Origin of the sequence: Devosia sp. ZB163 (assembly GCF_028613635.1) — a bacterium.
Classification (GTDB): Bacteria; Pseudomonadota; Alphaproteobacteria; order Rhizobiales; family Devosiaceae; genus Devosia_A.
The window spans coordinates 694,629-713,842 of record NZ_JAQRMY010000002.1 but is presented as its reverse complement, the minus strand read 5'-3'; the positions used below and the strand labels follow the sequence as shown (position 1 = coordinate 713,842).

Below are 19,214 nucleotides of genomic sequence, written 5' to 3'. Positions count from 1 at the left end.
CTTAGCGCATCGCCATCGCCCCGGCCAATCGAACGTTTTGATAAGCTCAATCAGCCACGAAGATGGGTACGCACCGTCTGGGACAGTCCCCTGTCACGCCACCGGCGCGAGCCGGCGGCGGCGCTCGTCGAGCAGCACGATGGCGAGCCCGCTTGCCACCACCAGCACGATGCCGCCAAGCGCCAGGGCATTGGGCAGCTGCTGGAAAACGAGGAAGCCGGACACCACCGCCCAGAACGTGAAGAAGTAGTAGAACGGCGCGACCGCGCTGGTCGGCCCGATCCGGTACGACATGAAGATGAAGAAGTGGCCGAAGATCAGGAACAGCCCAGATCCAGCCAGCAGCATCAGGTGGTGCGCCTGCGGCATCACCCAGCTCTCGGTGGCAAAGTGCATGACCCCTGCCCCGACCAGCACCACGATCACCGCCGACATGGCGACGATCAGCCCTGGCACATGATGCTCGATCCGCCGCCCGGCGATGTCGCGCACCGCGCACAGCACCGCGTTTGCGAGCGCCAGCAGCGCGTAGATCGAGATGCCCTGCATGGTCGGCTGCGCCACCATGAGCGCCCCGACGAAGCCGAGCCCGATCAGCGCCATGCGCACCGCGCCGATCTTTTCGCCGAACAGGATCGAGACGCCGAGCAGCACCAGCAGCGGCGTGATCTGCCCCAGCGCCGAGGCATCGGCGATGGGCATGTTGGCCAGTGCGACGATGTAGCAGAGGATGGCCACCATCTCGGCGAGGTTGCGCACCAGCACGCGGCGCTCGAACAGCTGCGGCAGGTTGCGCCCGTAGCCGAGGATGAACAGTAGGGGCATGCCCCACACCATCGCCGCGATGCCGCGCATCATCAGCACCTGGTACGGCGGCAACCCCTCGGTCGCGAGCTTCATGAAGGTGTCGTTGACGACGTAGGACCCGGTCGCGATGACCATGAACAGCGGTCCGCGGAACGGGTGGTTGGCAAACGACACGACGGATCCTCTCAGAAACGAAAGGCCGGGATTGCTCCCGGCCCCATCGTCTTACATGCCCTCGGGCCCGCGCGAAATTGCCGCGAGGCCCGTCCGCACAACTTCCACCAGCCCGAGCGGCACCATCAGCGTGATGAAGCTGTCGATCTTGGATGGCTTGCCGGTCACCTCGAACACGAAGCTCTCGGTGGTCGCGTCGACGACCTGGGCGCGGAAGGCATCGGCGAGACGCAGGGTCTCGACGCGGTGCTCGCCGGAGCCGGCGACCTTAACCAGCGCCAGTTCGCGCTCCAGGGCCTTCCCCTCGGCGGTGAGGTCGTGGACCTTGTGCACCGGCACCAGCCGCTCGAGCTGCAGCTTGATCTGCGTCAGCACCTTGGGCGTCGCCACGGTAACGACCGTGATACGCGACAGCCCCTTCTCGTGCTCGGTCTCCGAGACCGTGAGACTGTCGATATTGTAGCCGCGGGCCGAGAACAGCCCGACCACCCGGGCGAGAATGCCCGGCTCGTTATCGACCAGCACCGAGAGCGTGTGCCGCTCCGGCTTCTGGGTCTCCGCGGCGAGGAAGTATGCCGAACCGCTCGGCTGCAAATGTGCGTTCATGGCTTAGCTCCTCAAACCAGCTGCCGGCCTTTTTCGTCGATCACCGCGCCGATATCGTCCTCGAAATCGGGCAGGATCATCTCGTTGTGCGGCTTGCCCGACGGGATCATGGGCAGGCAGTTCTCGTGCTTTTCCACGAGGCAGTCGAAGATCACCGGGCCGTCATAGTCGAGCATCTCGGCGATCGCCGCGTCGAGCTTGCCGGGATCGTCGCACTTGATGCCCTTGGCCCCATAGGCTTCCGCCAGCTTGACGAAATCCGGCAGGCTCTCGGAATAGCTGTGCGCGTAGCGGCCGCCATGCAGCAGGTCCTGCCACTGGCGCACCATGCCCATGCGCTCGTTGTTGAGGATGAAGATCTTGATCGGCAGGCGGTACTGCACCGCCGTCGAGATCTCCTGCATGGTCATCTGGACGCTGGCTTCGCCGGCGATATCGATGACCAGCGCATCCGGATGCGCCACCTGCACGCCGACCGCGGCCGGCAGGCCGTAACCCATGGTGCCCAGGCCACCCGAGGTCATCCAGCGATTGGGCTGCTCGAAGTGGAAGTGCTGTGCCGCCCACATCTGGTGCTGGCCGACTTCGGTGGTGATGTAGACGTCGCGATCCCTGGTCGCCTGGTAGAGGCGCTGGATGGCGTGCTGCGGCTTGATGGTGGTGTCGGAGTTCTTGAAGCCCAGCGAATGCCGCTGGCGCCACCCTTCGATCTGCTTCCACCACGGCGCGATCGCCTCGGTGCGCGGCTGATTGGTCCTGGTGCGCCAGATGCGGACCATTTCCTCGAGGACCAGCCCGCAATCGCCGACGATCGGCAGGTCGATGCGCACGTTCTTGTTGATCGAGCTGGGGTCGATATCGACATGGATCTTGGTCGAGTTCGGCGAGAACGCATCGATACGGCCGGTGATGCGGTCGTCGAAGCGCGCACCGATGTTGATCATCAGGTCGCAGTCGTGCATCGCCATGTTGGCTTCGTAGGTGCCGTGCATGCCCAGCATGCCCATCCACTGCGGGTTCGAGCCCGGGAACGAGCCGAGCCCCATCAGCGTGGACGTCACCGGGAAGCCGGTCAGCTCGGCCAGCTCGCGCAGCTTCTCGCTGGCCTCGGGACCGGAGTTCACCACGCCGCCGCCGGTATAGAAGATCGGCCGCTCGGCGCGCAGCATCAGATCCACCGCCTGCTCGATGGCCGCGATGTCGCCTGATGTGGCCGGGTGGTAGCTCTTGTGGCGGGTCGTCCCGATCTCGTCGGCGCCGTAATAGGTGCCGAGCGCGAACTGGACATCCTTGGGGATGTCGATCAGGACCGGGCCGGGACGGCCGGTGCGGGCGATGTGGAACGCCTCGTGCAGCACGCGCGGCAGCTCGGCGACCGACTTCACCAGGTAGTTGTGCTTGGTGCACGAGCGGGTGATGCCGACCGTGTCGCATTCCTGGAACGCGTCCGAGCCGATCAGCGGCGTCGGCACCTGGGCCGAGAGGACGACGATGGGGATCGAGTCCATCAGCGCATCGGTGAGCGGGGTGACGACGTTGGTCGCGCCGGGGCCCGAGGTCACCAGCACGACACCGACCTTGCCGGTCGAGCGGGCATAGCCCTCGGCCATGTGGCCGGCGCCCTGCTCGTGCCGCACCAGGATGTGCTGCACCTTGTCCTGCTGGAACAGCGCATCATAGATCGGCAGCGCCGCACCACCGGGGTAACCGAAGATATGCTCGACCCCCTGATCGGTGAGCGCCTGGATCACCATCTCCGCGCCCGTCATCTGTTCGGCCATTTTCTCACTCCACCCGGGCTTAGCCGGTCTTCTATTCGCTACGCCGTCACCGGCGGAAATTCGGCAACAAAAAAGGCCCCGTTAGGGACCTTACAAGCGCACCGACCCTCGCAGGGATTTACCCCACGTGCTCGATGCGCCCCATTACTACGATAAGCTTCTGCACGGATCGTGCTCCAAGATTAGGTGGGGAGTTATGAGGGGGGTGAGGGGGCGGTGTCAAGGGGGAGCCTCGCGGCTGCGCTCCGCTCCGCGATCCGGGCCCGGTTGAGGGCAATGGCGGCTTCCGTTGGTTGCCAGTCGCGGCACCATTCCGCGGGAATCCCCTCCGCCAGTTGGTCGACTTCGACGAATGTGGGCTGGTAGCCGCGGCGTTGCATCTCGGCGACCAGGGAGCGCTGGCGGTTCGTGAGGTAGCCCAGGCGGGAGTAGAAGAAGCGGATGTGGCCGCGGCCGAGGGTGTATTCGGTGGGGTTGCGCCGATCGTCGGGCAGCTCGCCGCGGGCGATGGCCTGGCGGACCAGCGCGTAGATGCGCGGCAGTTCGCGGTATTCGGCGACGAGGTGCTGGCGGCTGAGTTCGGCCGGGGGGATGCAGTTGATGCGGGTCATCAGTCTGCCTTCACGCGCCCGATGAACTCGTCGATGAGGGCTTCGAGCTCGGCGGGAGGCAGGTCGTAGCGGGCGTTGCCGTCGGGCAGGCCCATGTTGCCGCTGATGACGAAGGCCATCAGCCCGGCCTGGGCGAGGCCGACGGCCTGGTCGGCGCTGAGGCCGCCGACGACCTGCACCGAGGCCCTGCCCCCGACCCGCTCGTAGACGGCCTGCGCCACGTCGGCGAGGTAGCTGGAGGCCCAGAGCGAGGGATCGGCGCGGCGGGCGTCGAGCTGCAGGTGGAGGCCGACGCCATCGACGCCGGCTTCGACCATCTGCTCGGCGACTTCGACGGCCGTTGCCGCCGGCCCCTGCAGCGGCAGGAGGATATCGGCGAAGGCGAGGCGCGGGATCCCGGGGTTGCGCTCGCGGTACTCGTCGCGGACGGCGCAGACGGCCCTGGCGCTCGGCACGCCGGCCGCCGCGAGGAAATCGATGATGTTGCCGCCGCCCTCGTAGACCGTGCGGGCCTCGAAGCCGCCGCCATCCATGGTCTTCATGTCGGCGAGAAGCAGGGCCTCGGGAAAGCGCTGGCGGAAGACCGGCACGACGTTGCGGACGCCCTCGTACTTGAGGAGCGGCGTGCCCAGCTCGACGATGGTGATGCCGGCGTTCAGCGCCGCCTGCGCCACGGCCAGCCCCTGCGGGATGCTGTCGACGTCGACCGAGATCTGGAAGGTGTACTGGGTGCGCAGCATGTCGAGTACGCGCTGGGATGCGGTCATGGTCTTCTCCGGCCCAGGCGGGTGTTCTCATGCATCGTCAAGGGCATGGCGAACCGTGCAGGGACTCGTCGGCAGCCGTCAAGCCGCCCTGCGCCTCATTGCATCATCGGCTTCCTGAGATAGGTGTTGCGGTCGGCGGACTTGACGCGGACCCAGTTCTCGCGGCCATCGCGCACGATGCGCATCGGCACCTCGGCGCCGGCGGGCCCGATCTCCCAGAGCTTGCGGTAGAAATCGGCGAGCCCCTCCACCGCGCCGTCGCGGACATCGGAGATGATGTCGCCGCGCCGCAGGCCGGCGCGGGCGGCCGGGCCGTTGTCGGCGACGCTCATCACCACCACCTCGCCATCGCTCTCGGCCGAGAACACCCCGAGCCACGGGCGCGGCGGCTTGTCGACGCTGCCGCGGGTGAGGAGGTCGTCGAGGATGGGCGGCAACAGGTCGATCGGCACGGCCATGTTGATATCGGCAACGTCGCCGTTACGCGACATCTGCAGCCGCAGCGAGCCGATGCCGAGCAGCTTGCCGTCGGCGCTGATCAGGCCCGCCCCACCCCATGACGGGTGCGCCGGCGCGATGAAGATCGCCTCGTCGAGCAGGTATTCCCAGTAGCCGGCGAATTCCTGCTTGGCGACGATGGTGGCGCGGACGGAATTGCCCTGGCCGTCGGCGAAGACCACGGAGTCGCCGAGATCGGACTCGGACGACTTGCCGAACTCCAGCGCCGGCAGGTCCAGCGGCATCAGGGCCTGGACGAGGCCGAAGCCGGTCTCCTGGTCGTAGGCGACGGGATGGGCCGGCACCTGGCGGCCGTCATGGGTGCCCAGCCAGACCTCTTCGGCCTCGGTGATGAGATAGCCGATGGTCAGGACCAGACCGCTCTCGCGGATCACGACGCCGCTCCCTTCGCGAATGGTGCCGAGGGTTGCAGCGGTGAAGGCATCGTCGGGGACGGTCGCGCGCAGCGTGACGATGGAGGGCAGGATCGGATCGAAGGTCATGGGGTCCTCCTGTCTGGGGGGAGTATGGGCTGGAGCGCCTGACCGGGTCCAGCCTGAAGGCGCCGTCTGTCTCGTTCAGGTATGCAGCACGACCAGTCTGTGCAAGCGGTCACGCCAGCATCACGACATAGACTGACGTACGCACCCGCGGTTAGGCGAACCTTAACTGCGCGCATAGGAAGGTGACCGCAGCGCAAGTCCAGTGGCCGAGCAGGAGGCGAAGCCGGGCGGGTCGCAGCAGAATGCTGAGTTTCTACGGGCCGCCGGAGCCAGGTCACACCGCGCAGAACGGACCGACCGCCGGTTTTGTAGGACTTTGTCCTTGTTTTTGGGAATTGGCGCGGGTTCGGGCGTATGCGGCTTATCATCGGCATTGTTGTCATCTTCGGCAGCGTACTCGGCGGCTATGTCGCCATGGGTGGGCACCTCGAGGTGCTGTGGCAGCCCTTCGAGGCGGTCATCATCCTGGGCGCGGCCTTCGGCGCCTACATCATCGGCAACACCGGGCCGGTGCTCAAGCAGACAGGATCCCTGTTCGGCATCCTGTTCCGCGGCCCCCGATACAACAAGGAAGCGTATGTCGAGTTGCTGGGGCTGCAGTTCAGCCTGTTCAAGCTCGTGCAGGCCAAGGGCGTCCTCGCGCTCGAGCAGCATATCGAGGACCCGGAAAACTCCCCGCTGTTCCAGCGCTTTCCGACCTTCATGAAGAACCACCATGCGGTGGTGTTCATGTGCGACTACCTGCGCATGGTGACGCTGGGGACCAACGTCGTCCACGAGATGGAATCGCTCATGGACGAGGAACTTGAGACCCACCACCAGGAGAACGAGCGGCTGGTCAGCGCCGTGCAGGCCCTGGCGGACGGCACGCCGGCACTCGGCATCGTTGCCGCCGTGCTGGGCGTGATCAAGACCATGGGCTCCATCAGCGAGCCGCCCGAGGTGCTCGGCCACATGATCGGCGGCGCGCTGGTCGGTACCTTCCTCGGCGTGTTCGTCGCCTACGGCTTCTTCGGCCCGATGGCGCAGTCGCTCAAGAACACCTTCGAGGCCGAGTCCAAGTACTTCCTGTCGATGAAGGTCGGCCTGCTCGCCCACATGTCGGGCTACGCGCCATCCATCGCCATCGAGTTCGCCCGCAAGGCGCTGATGAGCGAGGTGCGCCCGAGCTTCGCCGAGATCGACGAAGCGACCGCCAACCTCCCTGCCCTGACCTAGGACCATCGCGATGGCCAACGGCAACCTTCAGCCCATCATCATCAAGAAGGTCAAGAAGGCGGCCCATGCGCACCATGGCGGCGCCTGGAAGATCGCCTATGCCGACTTCGTGACGGCGATGATGGCCTTCTTCCTGCTGCTCTGGCTCATCAGCATGACGACGCCCGAGCAGAAGAAGGGGCTGGCCGACTATTTCGCTCCGCCCAACGTGAGCGAGAGCCCGAGCGGCGCCGGTGGCGTGATGGGCGGACAGGCCTTCTCCGAGGACGGGGCCAAGATTCGTGTCGAAGCCAGCAAGGATGCGCTCACGGCCCCCGAGAGCAGCGAGGCGGGCCCGCAGGCAGAAGCACGCGGCGGCAGCGACCTGGCCGGAGGCAACCAGCAGGACGCGGTGCTCGCCTCTACGGTCAGCCTGCAGTCCAAGTACAACAAGGACTTCCACAGCGCGGCGGCCAGCATCCGGCAGGCCTGGCAGGCCAATCCGGACCTCACCACCCTCGCCGACAGCCTGCTGGTGGAACAAACCGAGGAAGGTCTCAACATCGAGATCATCGACCAGGAAGGCCGGCCGATGTTCCCCGAGGGATCGAAGTACCCCTACGAGACGACGCGCAAGGCCATCGCAGCGCTGGCGCCGATCCTGCAGAAGCTGGCGCGGCCACTGATGATTTCGGGGCACACGGCGGCGGGCGCCGCCTATCCCAATCCGCGCTACGGCGCATGGGAACTGTCGAGCGACCGGGCAAACGCGGTCCGCTCCATTCTCGGCGAGTTCGGTCTCTCCGACGACCGGCTCAGCTCGGTCTCGGGGCGAGCGGCGGCCGACCCGCTGTTCCCCAACGACCCCTACCTCGCCGGCAATGGCCGCGTGGAGATCGTGGTCAAGTACGAGGCGCCGCCGGTGCCGGCCGGCCTCGCGCCCTAGACAAGAAAAAGGCCCGGTGCATCACCGGGCCTTGTTCATTCGCTGAACAGGTTCAGCACACGTCGACGTAGCGGCGACCGTAGCGGTCTTCGTAGACGCAGCGGGTCGGGTCGTCGCGATAGCGGCCGAGAAGCTGACCAGCCACCGCTCCAGTCACGCCGCCGATGGCCGCGCCAGCAAGCGCGCCGCCGACAGTGCCAGTCGTCACGCCGCCGAGCACTGCACCGGTCACGGCGCCTGCGCTCGCCGTACGTTCGGTGGTGGTACAGGCAGCGAGCGTCATCGTCGCCGTCAGCACCACCGCCACAGATAGAAATTTACGCATGAAGAACCCTCCGGGAGTTGTTGGTACACGAGCCCGTTGCGTTAATGCGGTCGAAGCCGATTGGTTCCAATGGCTTGAGGCTCCTCGCCGATTGGGCTATGGCTCCGGCCACGATTAGGATCTCCGAAATGGACAAGACTTTGGCGACGCCGGAGAAGGGCGTCGACAGTTCCGCTTCTACGCACACCTGGGCCGGTGAATTCCGTTCAAGCCTCGCCTTGGCGTGGCCGCTGATCATCGCGCAGCTGGCGCAGAACCTGCTTTTCACCACCGACGTGGTGCTGATGGGCTGGATCGGACCGAAGTATCTGGCGGCCGGCACGCTGGCCGGCGCCTTCCTCATGCCGTTCCAGCTGACCGGCATCGGCATTGTCGGAGCGGTCGCGCCGCTCGTCGCGCAGGCCCGTGGCCGCGGCGACGTGAAGGCCGTGCGCCGCATCGTGCGGCAGGGCTTCTGGGTGGCTATCCTCATCGCGACCCTGCTCGTGCCGATAGTCCTCAGTATCCGGCCGATCTATCTCGCCCTGGGCCAGGACCCCGAGGTCACGGCGCTCGCCGAGTCCTACATGCAGGCCGGCTTCTGGATGCTCTATCCGATACTCGGCATCATGGTGCTGCGCTCGTTCCTGTCCGCCCACGACTCGACGAGGATCATCCTCGCCGTCACCGTCATGGGCGTGATCCTCAACGCCATCCTCGCCTATGTCCTGATCTTCGGGCATTTCGGCCTGCCGCGCCTCGAACTGCGCGGCGCCGCCATCGCCACGGGCCTGGTGAACGTGTTCATGTTCGCCGCCCTGCTCGGCTATGTGCTGACCCACCGCAAGTTCAAGCGCTTCCACGTCATGGCGCGGTTCTTCAAGCCCGACTGGGGGCACTTCCGGGAGATCCTGCGTGTCGGCCTGCCGATCGGCCTCACCGTCGCGGCAGAAGTCGGACTGTTCTCGGTCGCCGCCATCCTGATGGGGCGGCTGGGGACGAACGAGGTCGCGGCGCATGCCGTGGCGCTGCAGCTTGCGTCCATGGCGTTCATGGTGCCGCTCGGGCTCGGCATGGCGGCGACGGTTCGCGTCGGCCTCGCAGCCGGCCGCGGGGATGTCGAGGGCGTCCGGGTCGCCGGCTGGATGGCGATCATCCTGGGTGTCGGCTTCATGGCGCTGACGGCGACGCTCTTCCTCGTCGCGCCGCACCTGCTCGTCACCATCTTCCTTGACCCGAGCGATCCGAGCAATGCCACCGCCCTGATGCTGGCTGCGACCTACCTGGGCATTGCAGGCATCTTCCAGCTGGTCGACGGCGCCCAGGTCGTGGCGGCGCACTCGCTGCGCGGACTGTCGGACACGCGTACGCCGATGCTGCTCGCCATCTTCGGGTACTGGTTCGTGGGCTTGCCGACGGCTTACCTTCTCGGCTTCGTCTTCGAACTGAGGGGGATCGGCGTCTGGCTCGGACTGGCGACGGGACTTGCCTTCGTGGCGATACTCCTCGTCGGACGGTTCGCGCTGCGGGAACGCTTCGGCCTGATGAAGATCATCGCCGGACAAAGGCCATGACGCCGGCCTAGGGGACGATCCAGTTCCAATCGGCCATGCGATTGCGGAACCAGGTCCGCTGCCGCTTGGCGTACTGGCGGGTAGCGATGACGGCGCGCTCGATCGCGTCGCCCTCCTCGAGTTCGCCGCGCAGCATGGCCGTGATCTCGGGAACGCCGATGGCCTTCATGGCCGGCAGCGAAGGGTCCAGGTCGAGCGCCAGAAGCGCCTCGACCTCCTCGACAGCACCACTCGCGAACATCGCCTCGAAGCGCCGGGCGATGCGCTGGCGCAGCACCTCGCGATCGGGGTTGAGCACCATGCGTTCGACGGCAAAGTTCTCGAGCAGCGGGCTGTGGGTTGCGTCCTGGAACGCCGCGAGCGACCTGCCGGTGGCGTTGAGGACGGCCAGCGCGCGGATCACCCGCTGCGGATCGGGCGCCTTGAGGCGGGCCGCGATCAGCGGGTCGCGCGCGGCGATGAGCCGTCCGCGCGCCTCGCGATCGAGGCCGGCGACCTCGGCTTCGGCGGCCGCGACAGCTTCGGGCGGCACCTCGGGCACGTCGGCGAAGCCCGTTGTCAGCACGTCGAAGTAGAGGCCGGTGCCGCCGACGAAGATCAGGGGCCGATTCCCTTCCCCGGCGATGACGGCCTCGGCGGCGCGGGCCCACTCGCCGGTCGAAAAACGCACCGACGGATGCACCGAGCCGTAGAGACGATGCGGTATCCCGACCATCTCGATCTCGGACGGGCGGGCGGTAAGCAGCCGCAGCACGTCATAGACCTGCAGGGCATCGGTGTTGACGATCACCCCGCCCTGCGCGCGAGCTATCTCGACCGCCAGCGCCGACTTGCCGCTGGCGGTTGGACCCGCTATCAACACCGCTCGCTTTTCCGGGCTTTTGCCCATCTTCTCAGGCCTCTCGGAAGCTTCCAATGACAGTTCTCTGCCTCATCGCCAACCCGGCCGACCCCGCGCTTGACTCGAAACTGGTGGCGGCGATCCAGCATGAGACCAAGGGCGAGATCAACTGGCTGCACCAGCGCATCGCCTGCGAGATCCATTCGCCCGGGTCCGCCGACCCGGTGGAGACGGCGCGCAGCGTGATCGGCAGCCGTGCGGTCGACGTCGCGCTGGTCCCCGAATCCGGCCGGCGCAAGCAGGTGCTCGTCGCCGACATGGACTCGACCATGATCGAGCAGGAGTGCATCGACGAGCTGGCGGACGCCGTCGGCATCAAGGACAAGGTCGCCGAGATCACCGAGCGGGCCATGAATGGCGAGCTCGATTTCGAGCAGGCGCTGCGCACCCGCGTCGGGCTGATCAAGGGGCTCGAGCGCCGCGTCATCGAGGAAATCCGGCGCGAGCGGATCACGCTGGCGCCGGGCGGGCGGGCCCTGATCCACACGATGAAGGCGTATGGCGCCTACACGTCGCTCGTCTCGGGCGGCTTCACGCTGTTCGCCGACTATTTCGCCAAGCGCATCGGCTTCGACGAGGCCATCGCCAACGTGCTCGAGTTCGACGGCGACACGCTGGCCGGCACGGTGGCGAGCCCGATCGTCGACAAGACGACCAAGCTCCGGCGCCTCGAGGAACTCGCTGCCGAGCGCAACCTGCCGCTGAGCGCGACCCTGGCTGTCGGCGACGGGGCCAACGACCTCGACATGATCAAGGCGGCGGGCTTCGGCGTGGCGCTGCACGCCAAGCCGCATGTTGCAGCCCAGGCCGGCATCCGCATCGACCACGGCGACCTCACCGCCCTGCTCTATCTGCAGGGCTTTGAGGAAGAGGACATCGTCAGGTGAGGCTCGAGACGGAGCGACTGATCCTGAGGCCGTGGCAAGAGCGCGACCGGGCGCCGCTCGCCGCCGTCCTCGGCGACCCCGAGGTGCGGCGATTCTACCCCTCGGTGCTGACGCCCGAGCAGGCGGGCGCCCAGCTCGACTTTGCGATGCAGAAGACCGCGGAGGTCGGGTTTCACTTCGGCGCGGCCGAGGTCAAGGCGACGGGGCAGTTCGTCGGCCTTATCGGGCTCGGCTACATCCCTGACGAGACACGCGCCGCCATCCGCGGCAACCCGGCGGTCGAGATCGGCTGGCAGTTCGACAAGGCGTTCTGGGGCCAGGGCCTGGCGCCGGAGGGCGCGCTGGCCTGGCTCGATTATGGGTTCGGGACCCTCGGCCTCGACGAGATCGTCGCCTTCACCTTCCGGGGCAATGTGCCGAGCCAGCGGGTGATGGAAAAGATCGGGATGGTCCGCGACCCGGACGCAGACTTCGAGCACCCGCGGCTGGCGCAGGGGCACCCGCTGCGGTCACACGTGGTCTACCGGATCACGAGGCCGGTTTAGCCCAGCCGCACGGCGATGAAGCGGCTGGTGCCGGTGGGGTCGGTGACCTTGAACAGCACCGCCGGGCGGCCGGCCTCCTTGGCCTGCCCGACCATGGCGTTGAGCTCGTCGACCGTGGCAACCCGGTTCTGGTTCACCTCGTTGACGATCAGGCCCGGGATGAAGCCCTTGATGTCGGCATCGCTGCCGCGCTTCACGGTTGTGACGACGATGCCCTTCTCCTCGGGCGCGATGCCGTAGGTGGAGCGGCTGGCTTCGTCCAGCGCGGCGACGTCGAAGCCGACGATGTCGGGCAGGCCCAGCGGCGCGACTTCTTCCTCGGCGACAGTTTCCTCGGGAGCCGGAGCAGGCTCGGGCGCCGCCGGAGGCGTGCTGGTGCTGGCGATGAGCTGCTCGCCCAGCTCCAGCCGCCCCAGAGTGATGTCGAGGGTCTGCTCGGCGCCGTTGCGCAGGATCTTCACCGGGACGGCCTTGCCGACCTCGGTCTCGGCCACGACACGCGGCAGGTCGCGCATGCGGGCGATGGGCTTGCCGTCGAACTCGAGGATGATGTCGCCCTCGGAGACCTTGCCCTCGGACGGGCCGCCCTTGGTGACGTCGATGACCAGCGCGCCGGCCGTGTTGGCCAGCCCGAGGCTCGAGGCGATGTCGTCGCTCACTTCCTGGATGCCGACGCCGAGCCAGCCGCGCCGGGTCTCGCCGAACTCGGCAAGCTGCCTGATGACGGGGGCGGCGAGATTCCCCGGCACGGCGAAGCCGATGCCCAGCGACGAGCCGCCGCGCGCGATGATGGCGGTGTTGATGCCGATGACGTCGCCGTTCATGTCGAACAGCGGGCCGCCGGAATTGCCCTGGTTGATGGCCGCGTCAGTCTGGATGAACTGGTCGTAGGGACCCGACTGGATGTCGCGGTTGCGGGCCGAGACGATGCCGATCGTCACCGAGCCGCCGAGCCCGAACGGGTTGCCGATGGCCATGACCCAGTCGCCGACCACGGCCGTGTCGCTGTCGCCGAACTCGACGAAGGGGAGCTCACGGCCGGCGTCGACCTTGAGTACCGCAAGGTCGGTCTTGTCGTCCTTGCCGATGATCTTGGCGGGCAGCCGTGTGCCGTCGGTCAGGTAGACCTCGATCTCCTCGGCGCCATCGATGACGTGGTTGTTGGTCACGACGGTGCCGTCGGCGCTGATGATGAAGCCCGAGCCGAGGCTGCGCGCCTCCTGCATCAGGTCGTCGCCGAGACCGTCATTGGGATTGTGTTCGTCGAAGAACTCCTGCAGCGGCGAGCCGTCAGGCAGGTCCGGGAACGGAACGCCGCTGCCACCGGGCACCCGGCGCGACGTGCCGATATTGACGACCGCGGGGGAGAGTTTTTCGGCGAGGCCAGCAACGGAGGCCGGCCCCTGGGCCAACGCGGGTGTGATCGCGACCGGCAGCGCAAGCAGCCCCGAAAAGAACAGAGACCGCACCAGACGACCGGCAGCACGCATCGACTTCTCCCGCAACGACTCGGCCGCGGCGGCCTCAACCCTCAGCCGCGGAGCAGCCACAAGAGAACAAGTCCGACCCCGGCGCAAGCTAAAGCCGCCGCACGAATGCTTGATGCCGGCATCGATTGGATCGATGCCAGCACCTTCTTCATCTGCTCGGGGAATGCCGCGTACAGCACCCCCTCGATGACGAGGACCAGGGCCAGTGCCGAGAAGAACTCGATCACTGGGCCGCAGGCGCCGCCTCAGCCGGAGTCGTCGCCGGCGCTGCGTCTGCCGGAGCGGCTTCCGGCAGGGCCGGAGTTGCCGCCGGGTCGTTCAGGATCGGCGAATCCAAGGCGGGTTCCTCGACCAGCGGCGTCGCCGGGATCGGCGTCGTCGCGGCCTCGGGCGGCGGCGTCACGTTGTCGGGGTTCTGGTTCTGGAAGAACCGGAAGAACTCCGAATCCGGCGACAGGACCATGGTCGTTCCGTTGCCGCCCAGCGCCGCGCGGTAGGACTGCATCGAGCGATAGAACTCGAAGAAGTCACGGTCGCGGTTGTACGCATCGGCAAAGATCTGGCTGCGCTGGCCTTCGCCCTCGCCTCGCAGGATCTCGGAGTCGCGGCGGGCAGCGGCGAGCACTTCGACTGCCTGGCGGTCAGCCACGGCGCGCGCCGTCTGGGCCGCTTCCTGGCCACGGGCACGAAGCAGTGCCGCCTCGGCGAGACGCTCGGCCTTCATGCGGTTGAAGGTATCCGCAGACACGCTCGGATCGAGGTCGGTACGCAGAATGCGCACGTCGACGACTTCAACGCCGAGCTGGGCCATGTCCGGACGGATCAGGTCGCGGGCCTCGCGCATCATCTCCGGACGCTGCTCGGAGAGCGCCTCGGTGAAGTCGCGCAGACCGTAGACCTGACGCAGAGCTGCGTCGAAACGGCTCGAGATACGGTCTTCGACCACGCGCAGTTCACCGAGCGCGCGGGCACGGAACAGCCGCGGATCGGAGATGCGATAGGTGATGAACGCATCGACGATGTAGAACTTACCGTCCGACACCTGCACCGTCATGTTGGCGATGTCGTAGCGCAGCAGCCGATCTTCGACGATCTGCACCGTGTCCACGAAGTTGGTCGGGATCTTGAAGTAGAGACCGGGTTCGGTCTTCACGTCGGTGATTTGACCGAAGCGCATGACGATGGCCTGCTCACGCTCGTTGACCACGAAAATCGACGAGATGAAGATGTAGAGCAGCGCAACAGCGGCGATGCCAATAACTATCCAGCGGTTCATGGCTTACTGCGCCCCGTCGGTGGTCGTGCTGGGAAGGGTGGAAGTGGGCCTGGCGCCCGACCTTAGTTCCGGCAGAGGCAGGTAGGGGATCACGCCCGAACCGCCGGCGCTGCTTTCGACCAGCACCTTCTCGGTGCCGCCCAGCACTTCTTCCATGGTCTCGAGGAACAGGCGCTTGCGCGTCACCTCGGGGGCCTTGGCGTACTCGGAATAGACCGAGAGGAAGCGGGCTGCCTCACCTTCGGCTTCCTGCACCACACGGTTCTTGTAGGCGGCCGCGTCTTCGCGGAGCTTGGCCGCCTGGCCGCGGGCGTTACCCAGAAGCTCGTTGGCATACTGCCGGGCTTCTTCCTGGAAACGGTCCTCGTCCTGCTCGGCGCGCTGCACCTCGTTGAATGCGTCAGCCACTTCGGTCGGCGGTGCCGCCTGCTCGATGGCGATCTGCGACACGGTCACGCCCATGCCGTAGCTCTGCACGATCGACTGCACGATGCTGCGCACATCGTTGGCGATGCCAGCGCGGTCATCACGGAAGATGTCCTGCGCCGGACGGCGGCCGACGATCTCGCGCATGGCGCTTTCGCCAATGGAGCGAACCATGTCGTCCGGCTCGCGCACGTTGAACAGATAGGCCGCCGGATCGCTGACCGACCACAGCACCGAGAACTTCACGTCGACGATGTTCTGATCGCCCGAGAGCATCAGGCCTTCATCGGACTGCGCCCGGTTGGAGCCGACCGAGCCGATCTCGGTCCGGTTTTCCGTCATGTTGACGCGCTCGACGGTTTCGAGCGGCCACAGATGGAAGTGCAGGCCAGGTCCGGTCGTCTCGATCGGACGGCCGAAGCGCAGCTTCACGCCGACTTCCTGCGGATCGATGGTGTAGAATGCGTTGAGACCCCAGAACACGGCAAGGGCCGCGATGACGCCGACAATCGTCCAGCGCCCGCCGGGGATGCCGCCTTGAAAACGGTCGCGCCCGCGGGACAGCAGATCCTCGAGGTTCGGCGTACCGCCGCCGCCACCGCCGCTGCGGCGTGGTCCGCCGCCGCCGCCGCCCGGGGCCTGGCCCCATGGACCGCCACTATTGGAGTTGCGGCCTCCCCCGCCCGTATTATTGTCCCAGGGCATACGCCACCTTTCTGCCGGGTTATCGATGTGACGACCTATATAGGGAAGGGTCCCGCAGCGATCAACGTGCGCCCGTTTGACGCCGTCGATAGATTCTTACCGTGAAATCAGAGCTGTCCCGTTCGGTCCGCACCAGTTCTGGTATAGACTCCGCCTCCCAGATACTGGGATCGATGGCAGGAAAGTAAGCATCGCCCGCCGGGGCCAGCGCCACATGTGTGACGTAAAGTCGCTCCGCCAGAGGCATTGCCTCCCGGTAGATTTCGCCTCCGCCCCCGATCATCACCTCTCCGGCGCCATCGGCAGCGGCGATCGCCTGAGCCTTTTCGAGGGCAGCTGCGAGGCTGTCCACAACGACGACACCATCGGGCTCATAGCCCTGCTGGCGGGTCACCACGATATTCGTGCGACCGGGCAAGGGCTTGCCTATGCTCTCGAACGTCTTGCGGCCCATGATGAGCGGCTTGCCCAGCGTGGTGCGCTTGAAATGGGCGAAGTCCGTCGGCAACCGCCACGGGATCTCGCCCGCGGCGCCGATGACGCCGTTTTCGCCCATGGCAGCGATCATGGCGACAGGGACGGTCATGGCGAGCCGAGCCTCGCAAGTGCATCGCCATCGACGCGGACCTTGGTCCACTCGTCCTGCATGACGCCGCCCTGCGACTTGTAGAACTCGATCGAGGGCTCGTTCCAGTCGAGCACCCACCATTCGAACCGGCCCAGCCCTTCGCGCACGCAGCGCTGCGCGAGGTTGATCAGCAGCGCCTTGCCGACGCCCAGCCCGCGGGCCTCCGGCTCGACGAACAGGTCCTCGAGCCAGATGCCGTGCCGGCCCTGGAAGGTCGAGTAGGTGTAGAACCAGAGCGTGAAGCCTACCGGCCTGCCGTCCCATTCGGCGATCTCGCAGAACACCTTGGGATCGGCACCGAACAGGTCGCGGACGATGTCCGCCTCGCTCGCCACGGCCTCGTGCGCCAGCTTCTCGTACTCGGCCAGCGCCGCGATGAAATGGATGATGAGCGCGGCGTCGTCCGGCGTCGCGCTCCGGATGGTGAGGGTCATGGGCGGTCGGACTCGGGCAGGTAGACAAACCACTTGCGATCGAGCGCTGCCTCGACGTCGATCGCATTGTTGCGGCAGAACAGCAGGAGCTGCGCCATGAGGTCGGCGGCCTCGTTCTCCAGCGCCGTGCGAATGGCCTCCGGCGACCGGTCCCCGGTCCTGCCGCGACCGCTGCCACGCAGGTACTCGGCGACCAGCTCGCCGGCCTCTTCCTGCAGCTTCAGCGCGTACCAGTCCGCATCGCGATTGATGTTGCAGCGTTCGGCATAGATCGCCGATACGCGCTCGACGCGATCGGCCAGTTCCGCGAGGGATGCCATCAGCCGACCGTCGGTTCCGGATCCTGCCGGTTGAGGATCAGGATCTCGAGTTCGCGGCCATAGGGCGGCCACCAGTCCCTGGCCTCCATCTCGAACGTGGTCGGGCCAGTCTTTTTCACCTCGCCGTCCCAGCAGAACGAGACGAGGTTCTGCGGCAGCACCTTGTCGATGGTCAGGTGGAAGGTGCCGACACTGCCGGCCCAGTTGGCGCCGGTCGACCAGATGTAGCTGATCCAGCTCTCGGTGAAGGGCGCGCCCCAGGGCTCGTTGGGGTTCGGCAGCGTCTTCTTCACCGTATTCACGAAGCTGTCGTCGGTGCAGTACTTCTTCTTGTACTCGGCGGCCGGGTCGTAGCCCTCGTAGGGCTCGCCAAGGAAGCTGACCGCCACCGTGCCGCCGACGCTCGGCTTGTAGCTGTGCTCGACCATCACGGTTTCGCCGGCCGGGAAGTGAGCCTCCCAGCTGTAGGTGGAACGCAGCGTCCAGGTCGGCCAGTACTCGGTCTGCATCCCCTGCCCGGCATCGTATTCCATGGGAATGACGAGGGCGCGGTGCTGCAGTTCCTTCTTGGTCGCATCGTCGAGCGCGTTGATCGCCTTGACGGTGTCGTCGCCGAAGGGGGCGAGCGGGATGCCGAGGTCGACCAGGTACTCGGTGTAGTCGATGTTGGTGGCAAAGGCGTACTGTTGCAGCTCGGTATCAACCGGCTCGCCGTTCACGCGCGTCTCGAAGCCGAAGATGTTCTCAGGGTCCACCGTCGGGATCGCGACCATGAAGTCGCCGCTGCCGGTGATGTCGGGCAGCGGGAACGCGACGAGGCTCGTGGCGTCGGTCTCGCTCTCGTTGTGGAACTCGTACTTCACCCGCACCTGCTCGGGCGAGACATAGAGATCCTCGCGCACCATGCGGACCTGCTCGGTCTGGATGAACACCAGTCCCCCGGCGCCGAGCGTCGACATGGTGTCGTTGCCGATGGCGGGCGCCGCAAGGGCGGTGAAGGCAAGCAGTGCAGCGAGAACCTTCATACGGCGACCTCGGCCTTGATGTGCGGGTGCGGATCATAGCCCGTGATCATGAAATCCTCGAACTCGAAATCGAAGATGTCGCGCTTGTCCGGGTCGATGGTCAGCCGCGGCAGCGGGCGCGGATCGCGCGACAGCTGCAGCCGGGCCTGGTCGAAGTGGTTGTGATAGAGATGCAGGTCGCCGAACGAGTGGACGAACTCGCCGGCCTTCAGCCCGGTCACCTGCGCCATCATCTCGGTCAGCAGGGCGTACGAGCCGATGTTGAAGGGCACGCCGAGGAAGATATCGCCCGAGCGCTGGTAGAGCTGGCAGCTGAGCTTGCCGTCCGCGACATAGAACTGGAACAGGCAGTGGCATGGCGGCAGCGCCATGTCGTCGACCTCGGCCGGGTTCCACGCCGAAACGATGTGGCGGCGGGAATCGGGCTTGTTGCGGATCGAGTCCACGACGTTCCTGATCTGGTCGATCGTGCCGCCTTCACCGTCCGGCCAGCTGCGCCACTGCGAGCCATAGACCGGTCCGAGATCGCCGTTCTCGTCGGCCCACTGGTCCCAGATCTTGACCCCGCGCTCCTGCAGCCAGCGCACGTTCGTCTCGCCGCGCAGGAACCACAGCAGTTCGTAGACGATCGACTTGATGTGGAGCTTCTTGGTGGTCAGCAGCGGGAAGCCCTGCGAGAGGTCGAACCGCACCTGGCGGCCGAACACGGACCGGGTGCCGGTACCGGTGCGATCGGGCCGATCGGTGCCGTTTTCGAGGACATCGCGGAGTAGGTCTAGGTATTGGCGCATGCGTACAGCTTATCTCGA

22 protein-coding genes are annotated in these 19,214 nt (G+C 66.4%); 5 read left to right on the top strand and 17 right to left on the bottom strand.

Annotated features, from left to right (window positions below; translation table 11 throughout):
- Positions 1 to 93: 93 nt before the first annotated feature.
- From PRN20_RS11695 to PRN20_RS11670, 6 genes are all read right to left on the bottom strand, one after another.
- Complete coding sequence (locus tag PRN20_RS11695) at positions 94 to 981, bottom strand: DMT family transporter (RefSeq protein ID WP_273957534.1); 888 nt, start codon at positions 979 to 981, stop codon at positions 94 to 96.
- 51 nt (positions 982 to 1,032) lie between these two features.
- On the bottom strand, positions 1,033 to 1,587 hold the full coding sequence (gene ilvN, locus PRN20_RS11690) for an acetolactate synthase small subunit (protein ID WP_273957533.1): 555 nt from the start codon (positions 1,585 to 1,587) through the stop codon (positions 1,033 to 1,035).
- 11 nt (positions 1,588 to 1,598) lie between these two features.
- On the bottom strand, positions 1,599 to 3,368 hold the full coding sequence (locus tag PRN20_RS11685) for an acetolactate synthase 3 large subunit (protein WP_273957532.1): 1,770 nt from the start codon (positions 3,366 to 3,368) through the stop codon (positions 1,599 to 1,601).
- A 194-nt stretch (positions 3,369 to 3,562) separates the two neighbouring features.
- Positions 3,563 to 3,979, bottom strand: a complete 417-nt coding sequence (locus tag PRN20_RS11680; protein WP_273957531.1) for a pyrimidine dimer DNA glycosylase/endonuclease V — start codon at positions 3,977 to 3,979, stop codon at positions 3,563 to 3,565.
- The gene (locus tag PRN20_RS11675; RefSeq protein ID WP_273957530.1) at positions 3,979 to 4,746 is read right to left on the bottom strand and encodes an orotidine 5'-phosphate decarboxylase / HUMPS family protein; all 768 of its coding nucleotides are present in this window, start codon (positions 4,744 to 4,746) and stop codon (positions 3,979 to 3,981) included. The genes PRN20_RS11680 and PRN20_RS11675 overlap by 1 nt, the downstream gene beginning before the upstream one ends.
- 95 nt (positions 4,747 to 4,841) lie before the next feature.
- A complete protein-coding gene (locus tag PRN20_RS11670; RefSeq protein WP_273957528.1) occupies positions 4,842 to 5,747 on the bottom strand; it encodes a S1C family serine protease in 906 nt (301 codons plus the stop codon).
- A 354-nt stretch (positions 5,748 to 6,101) separates the two neighbouring features.
- Between PRN20_RS11670 and motA the strand changes: the two genes are divergently transcribed.
- Together motA and PRN20_RS11660 are read left to right on the top strand one after the other, a co-directional pair.
- Positions 6,102 to 6,965 (top strand): flagellar motor stator protein MotA, encoded by an 864-nt coding sequence (motA, locus tag PRN20_RS11665; RefSeq protein ID WP_273957527.1) that lies wholly within the window; start codon positions 6,102 to 6,104, stop codon positions 6,963 to 6,965.
- A gap of 10 nt (positions 6,966 to 6,975) precedes the next feature.
- Positions 6,976 to 7,890 carry a flagellar motor protein MotB gene (locus PRN20_RS11660; RefSeq protein ID WP_273957526.1) on the top strand — a complete coding sequence of 305 codons (915 nt, stop codon included), beginning with the start codon at positions 6,976 to 6,978 and terminating at the stop codon, positions 7,888 to 7,890.
- A gap of 52 nt (positions 7,891 to 7,942) precedes the next feature.
- Here the strand turns inward: PRN20_RS11660 and PRN20_RS11655 are convergent, their stop codons facing one another.
- Entirely contained in the window at positions 7,943 to 8,215 is a 273-nt protein-coding gene (locus PRN20_RS11655) for a glycine zipper domain-containing protein (RefSeq protein WP_273957525.1), read from the bottom strand.
- A 128-nt stretch (positions 8,216 to 8,343) separates the two neighbouring features.
- Between PRN20_RS11655 and PRN20_RS11650 the strand changes: the two genes are divergently transcribed.
- The gene (locus PRN20_RS11650; RefSeq protein ID WP_273957524.1) at positions 8,344 to 9,768 is read left to right on the top strand and encodes an MATE family efflux transporter; all 1,425 of its coding nucleotides are present in this window, start codon (positions 8,344 to 8,346) and stop codon (positions 9,766 to 9,768) included.
- Between the two features lie 7 nt (positions 9,769 to 9,775).
- Here the strand turns inward: PRN20_RS11650 and miaA are convergent, their stop codons facing one another.
- Entirely contained in the window at positions 9,776 to 10,657 is an 882-nt protein-coding gene (miaA, locus tag PRN20_RS11645) for a tRNA (adenosine(37)-N6)-dimethylallyltransferase MiaA (RefSeq protein WP_273957523.1), read from the bottom strand.
- Between the two features lie 26 nt (positions 10,658 to 10,683).
- Between miaA and serB the strand changes: the two genes are divergently transcribed.
- Both serB and PRN20_RS11635 read left to right on the top strand, forming a co-directional pair.
- The gene (serB, locus tag PRN20_RS11640; protein WP_273957521.1) at positions 10,684 to 11,556 is read left to right on the top strand and encodes a phosphoserine phosphatase SerB; all 873 of its coding nucleotides are present in this window, start codon (positions 10,684 to 10,686) and stop codon (positions 11,554 to 11,556) included.
- Positions 11,553 to 12,101 carry a GNAT family N-acetyltransferase gene (locus PRN20_RS11635; RefSeq protein WP_273957520.1) on the top strand — a complete coding sequence of 183 codons (549 nt, stop codon included), beginning with the start codon at positions 11,553 to 11,555 and terminating at the stop codon, positions 12,099 to 12,101. The genes serB and PRN20_RS11635 overlap by 4 nt, the downstream gene beginning before the upstream one ends.
- Here the strand turns inward: PRN20_RS11635 and PRN20_RS11630 are convergent.
- From PRN20_RS11630 to PRN20_RS11590, 9 genes are all read right to left on the bottom strand, one after another.
- Positions 12,098 to 13,591 (bottom strand): Do family serine endopeptidase, encoded by a 1,494-nt coding sequence (locus tag PRN20_RS11630; protein ID WP_273957519.1) that lies wholly within the window; start codon positions 13,589 to 13,591, stop codon positions 12,098 to 12,100. The two genes, PRN20_RS11635 and PRN20_RS11630, sit on opposite strands and share 4 nt — an antisense overlap.
- Positions 13,592 to 13,632: 41 nt before the next feature.
- Positions 13,633 to 13,818 carry a DUF2065 domain-containing protein gene (locus PRN20_RS11625; protein WP_273957518.1) on the bottom strand — a complete coding sequence of 62 codons (186 nt, stop codon included), beginning with the start codon at positions 13,816 to 13,818 and terminating at the stop codon, positions 13,633 to 13,635.
- Complete coding sequence (gene hflC / locus PRN20_RS11620; RefSeq protein WP_273957517.1) at positions 13,815 to 14,867, bottom strand: protease modulator HflC; 1,053 nt, start codon at positions 14,865 to 14,867, stop codon at positions 13,815 to 13,817. Before hflC ends, PRN20_RS11625 begins: the two co-directional genes overlap by 4 nt.
- A 3-nt stretch (positions 14,868 to 14,870) precedes the next feature.
- Positions 14,871 to 15,998, bottom strand: a complete 1,128-nt coding sequence (gene hflK / locus PRN20_RS11615; RefSeq protein WP_273957516.1) for an FtsH protease activity modulator HflK — start codon at positions 15,996 to 15,998, stop codon at positions 14,871 to 14,873.
- 61 nt (positions 15,999 to 16,059) lie between these two features.
- On the bottom strand, positions 16,060 to 16,584 hold the full coding sequence (locus tag PRN20_RS11610; protein WP_273957515.1) for a dihydrofolate reductase: 525 nt from the start codon (positions 16,582 to 16,584) through the stop codon (positions 16,060 to 16,062).
- Entirely contained in the window at positions 16,581 to 17,060 is a 480-nt protein-coding gene (locus PRN20_RS11605) for a GNAT family N-acetyltransferase (protein WP_273957514.1), read from the bottom strand. The genes PRN20_RS11610 and PRN20_RS11605 overlap by 4 nt, the downstream gene beginning before the upstream one ends.
- Complete coding sequence (locus PRN20_RS11600; protein ID WP_273957513.1) at positions 17,057 to 17,380, bottom strand: phosphoribosyl-ATP pyrophosphohydrolase; 324 nt, start codon at positions 17,378 to 17,380, stop codon at positions 17,057 to 17,059. The genes PRN20_RS11605 and PRN20_RS11600 overlap by 4 nt, the downstream gene beginning before the upstream one ends.
- Complete coding sequence (locus PRN20_RS11595; protein ID WP_273957512.1) at positions 17,380 to 18,405, bottom strand: DUF4424 domain-containing protein; 1,026 nt, start codon at positions 18,403 to 18,405, stop codon at positions 17,380 to 17,382. The genes PRN20_RS11600 and PRN20_RS11595 overlap by 1 nt, the downstream gene beginning before the upstream one ends.
- On the bottom strand, positions 18,402 to 19,196 hold the full coding sequence (locus PRN20_RS11590) for a thymidylate synthase (protein ID WP_273957511.1): 795 nt from the start codon (positions 19,194 to 19,196) through the stop codon (positions 18,402 to 18,404). Before PRN20_RS11590 ends, PRN20_RS11595 begins: the two co-directional genes overlap by 4 nt.
- Between the last annotated feature and the right edge of the window lie 18 nt (positions 19,197 to 19,214).

What these genes read in the sequence shown, in the direction of transcription:
- PRN20_RS11600 (WP_273957513.1), bottom strand. Translation starts at nt 17,380, where the DNA reads ATGGCATCCCTCGCGGAACTGGCCGATCGCGTCGAGCGCGTATCGGCG.
- PRN20_RS11630 (WP_273957519.1), bottom strand. Translation starts at nt 13,591, where the DNA reads ATGCGTGCTGCCGGTCGTCTGGTGCGGTCTCTGTTCTTTTCGGGGCTG.
- PRN20_RS11660 (WP_273957526.1), top strand. Translation starts at nt 6,976, where the DNA reads ATGGCCAACGGCAACCTTCAGCCCATCATCATCAAGAAGGTCAAGAAG.
- PRN20_RS11670 (WP_273957528.1), bottom strand. Translation starts at nt 5,747, where the DNA reads ATGACCTTCGATCCGATCCTGCCCTCCATCGTCACGCTGCGCGCGACC.
- PRN20_RS11680 (WP_273957531.1), bottom strand. Translation starts at nt 3,979, where the DNA reads ATGACCCGCATCAACTGCATCCCCCCGGCCGAACTCAGCCGCCAGCAC.
- PRN20_RS11650 (WP_273957524.1), top strand. Translation starts at nt 8,344, where the DNA reads ATGGACAAGACTTTGGCGACGCCGGAGAAGGGCGTCGACAGTTCCGCT.
- PRN20_RS11590 (WP_273957511.1), bottom strand. Translation starts at nt 19,196, where the DNA reads ATGCGCCAATACCTAGACCTACTCCGCGATGTCCTCGAAAACGGCACC.
- PRN20_RS11675 (WP_273957530.1), bottom strand. Translation starts at nt 4,746, where the DNA reads ATGACCGCATCCCAGCGCGTACTCGACATGCTGCGCACCCAGTACACC.
- miaA (WP_273957523.1), bottom strand. Translation starts at nt 10,657, where the DNA reads ATGGGCAAAAGCCCGGAAAAGCGAGCGGTGTTGATAGCGGGTCCAACC.
- PRN20_RS11655 (WP_273957525.1), bottom strand. Translation starts at nt 8,215, where the DNA reads ATGCGTAAATTTCTATCTGTGGCGGTGGTGCTGACGGCGACGATGACG.
- PRN20_RS11595 (WP_273957512.1), bottom strand. Translation starts at nt 18,405, where the DNA reads ATGAAGGTTCTCGCTGCACTGCTTGCCTTCACCGCCCTTGCGGCGCCC.
- hflC (WP_273957517.1), bottom strand. Translation starts at nt 14,867, where the DNA reads ATGAACCGCTGGATAGTTATTGGCATCGCCGCTGTTGCGCTGCTCTAC.
- PRN20_RS11610 (WP_273957515.1), bottom strand. Translation starts at nt 16,584, where the DNA reads ATGACCGTCCCTGTCGCCATGATCGCTGCCATGGGCGAAAACGGCGTC.
- motA (WP_273957527.1), top strand. Translation starts at nt 6,102, where the DNA reads ATGCGGCTTATCATCGGCATTGTTGTCATCTTCGGCAGCGTACTCGGC.
- ilvN (WP_273957533.1), bottom strand. Translation starts at nt 1,587, where the DNA reads ATGAACGCACATTTGCAGCCGAGCGGTTCGGCATACTTCCTCGCCGCG.
- serB (WP_273957521.1), top strand. Translation starts at nt 10,684, where the DNA reads ATGACAGTTCTCTGCCTCATCGCCAACCCGGCCGACCCCGCGCTTGAC.
- PRN20_RS11685 (WP_273957532.1), bottom strand. Translation starts at nt 3,368, where the DNA reads ATGGCCGAACAGATGACGGGCGCGGAGATGGTGATCCAGGCGCTCACC.
- hflK (WP_273957516.1), bottom strand. Translation starts at nt 15,998, where the DNA reads ATGCCCTGGGACAATAATACGGGCGGGGGAGGCCGCAACTCCAATAGT.
- PRN20_RS11605 (WP_273957514.1), bottom strand. Translation starts at nt 17,060, where the DNA reads ATGACCCTCACCATCCGGAGCGCGACGCCGGACGACGCCGCGCTCATC.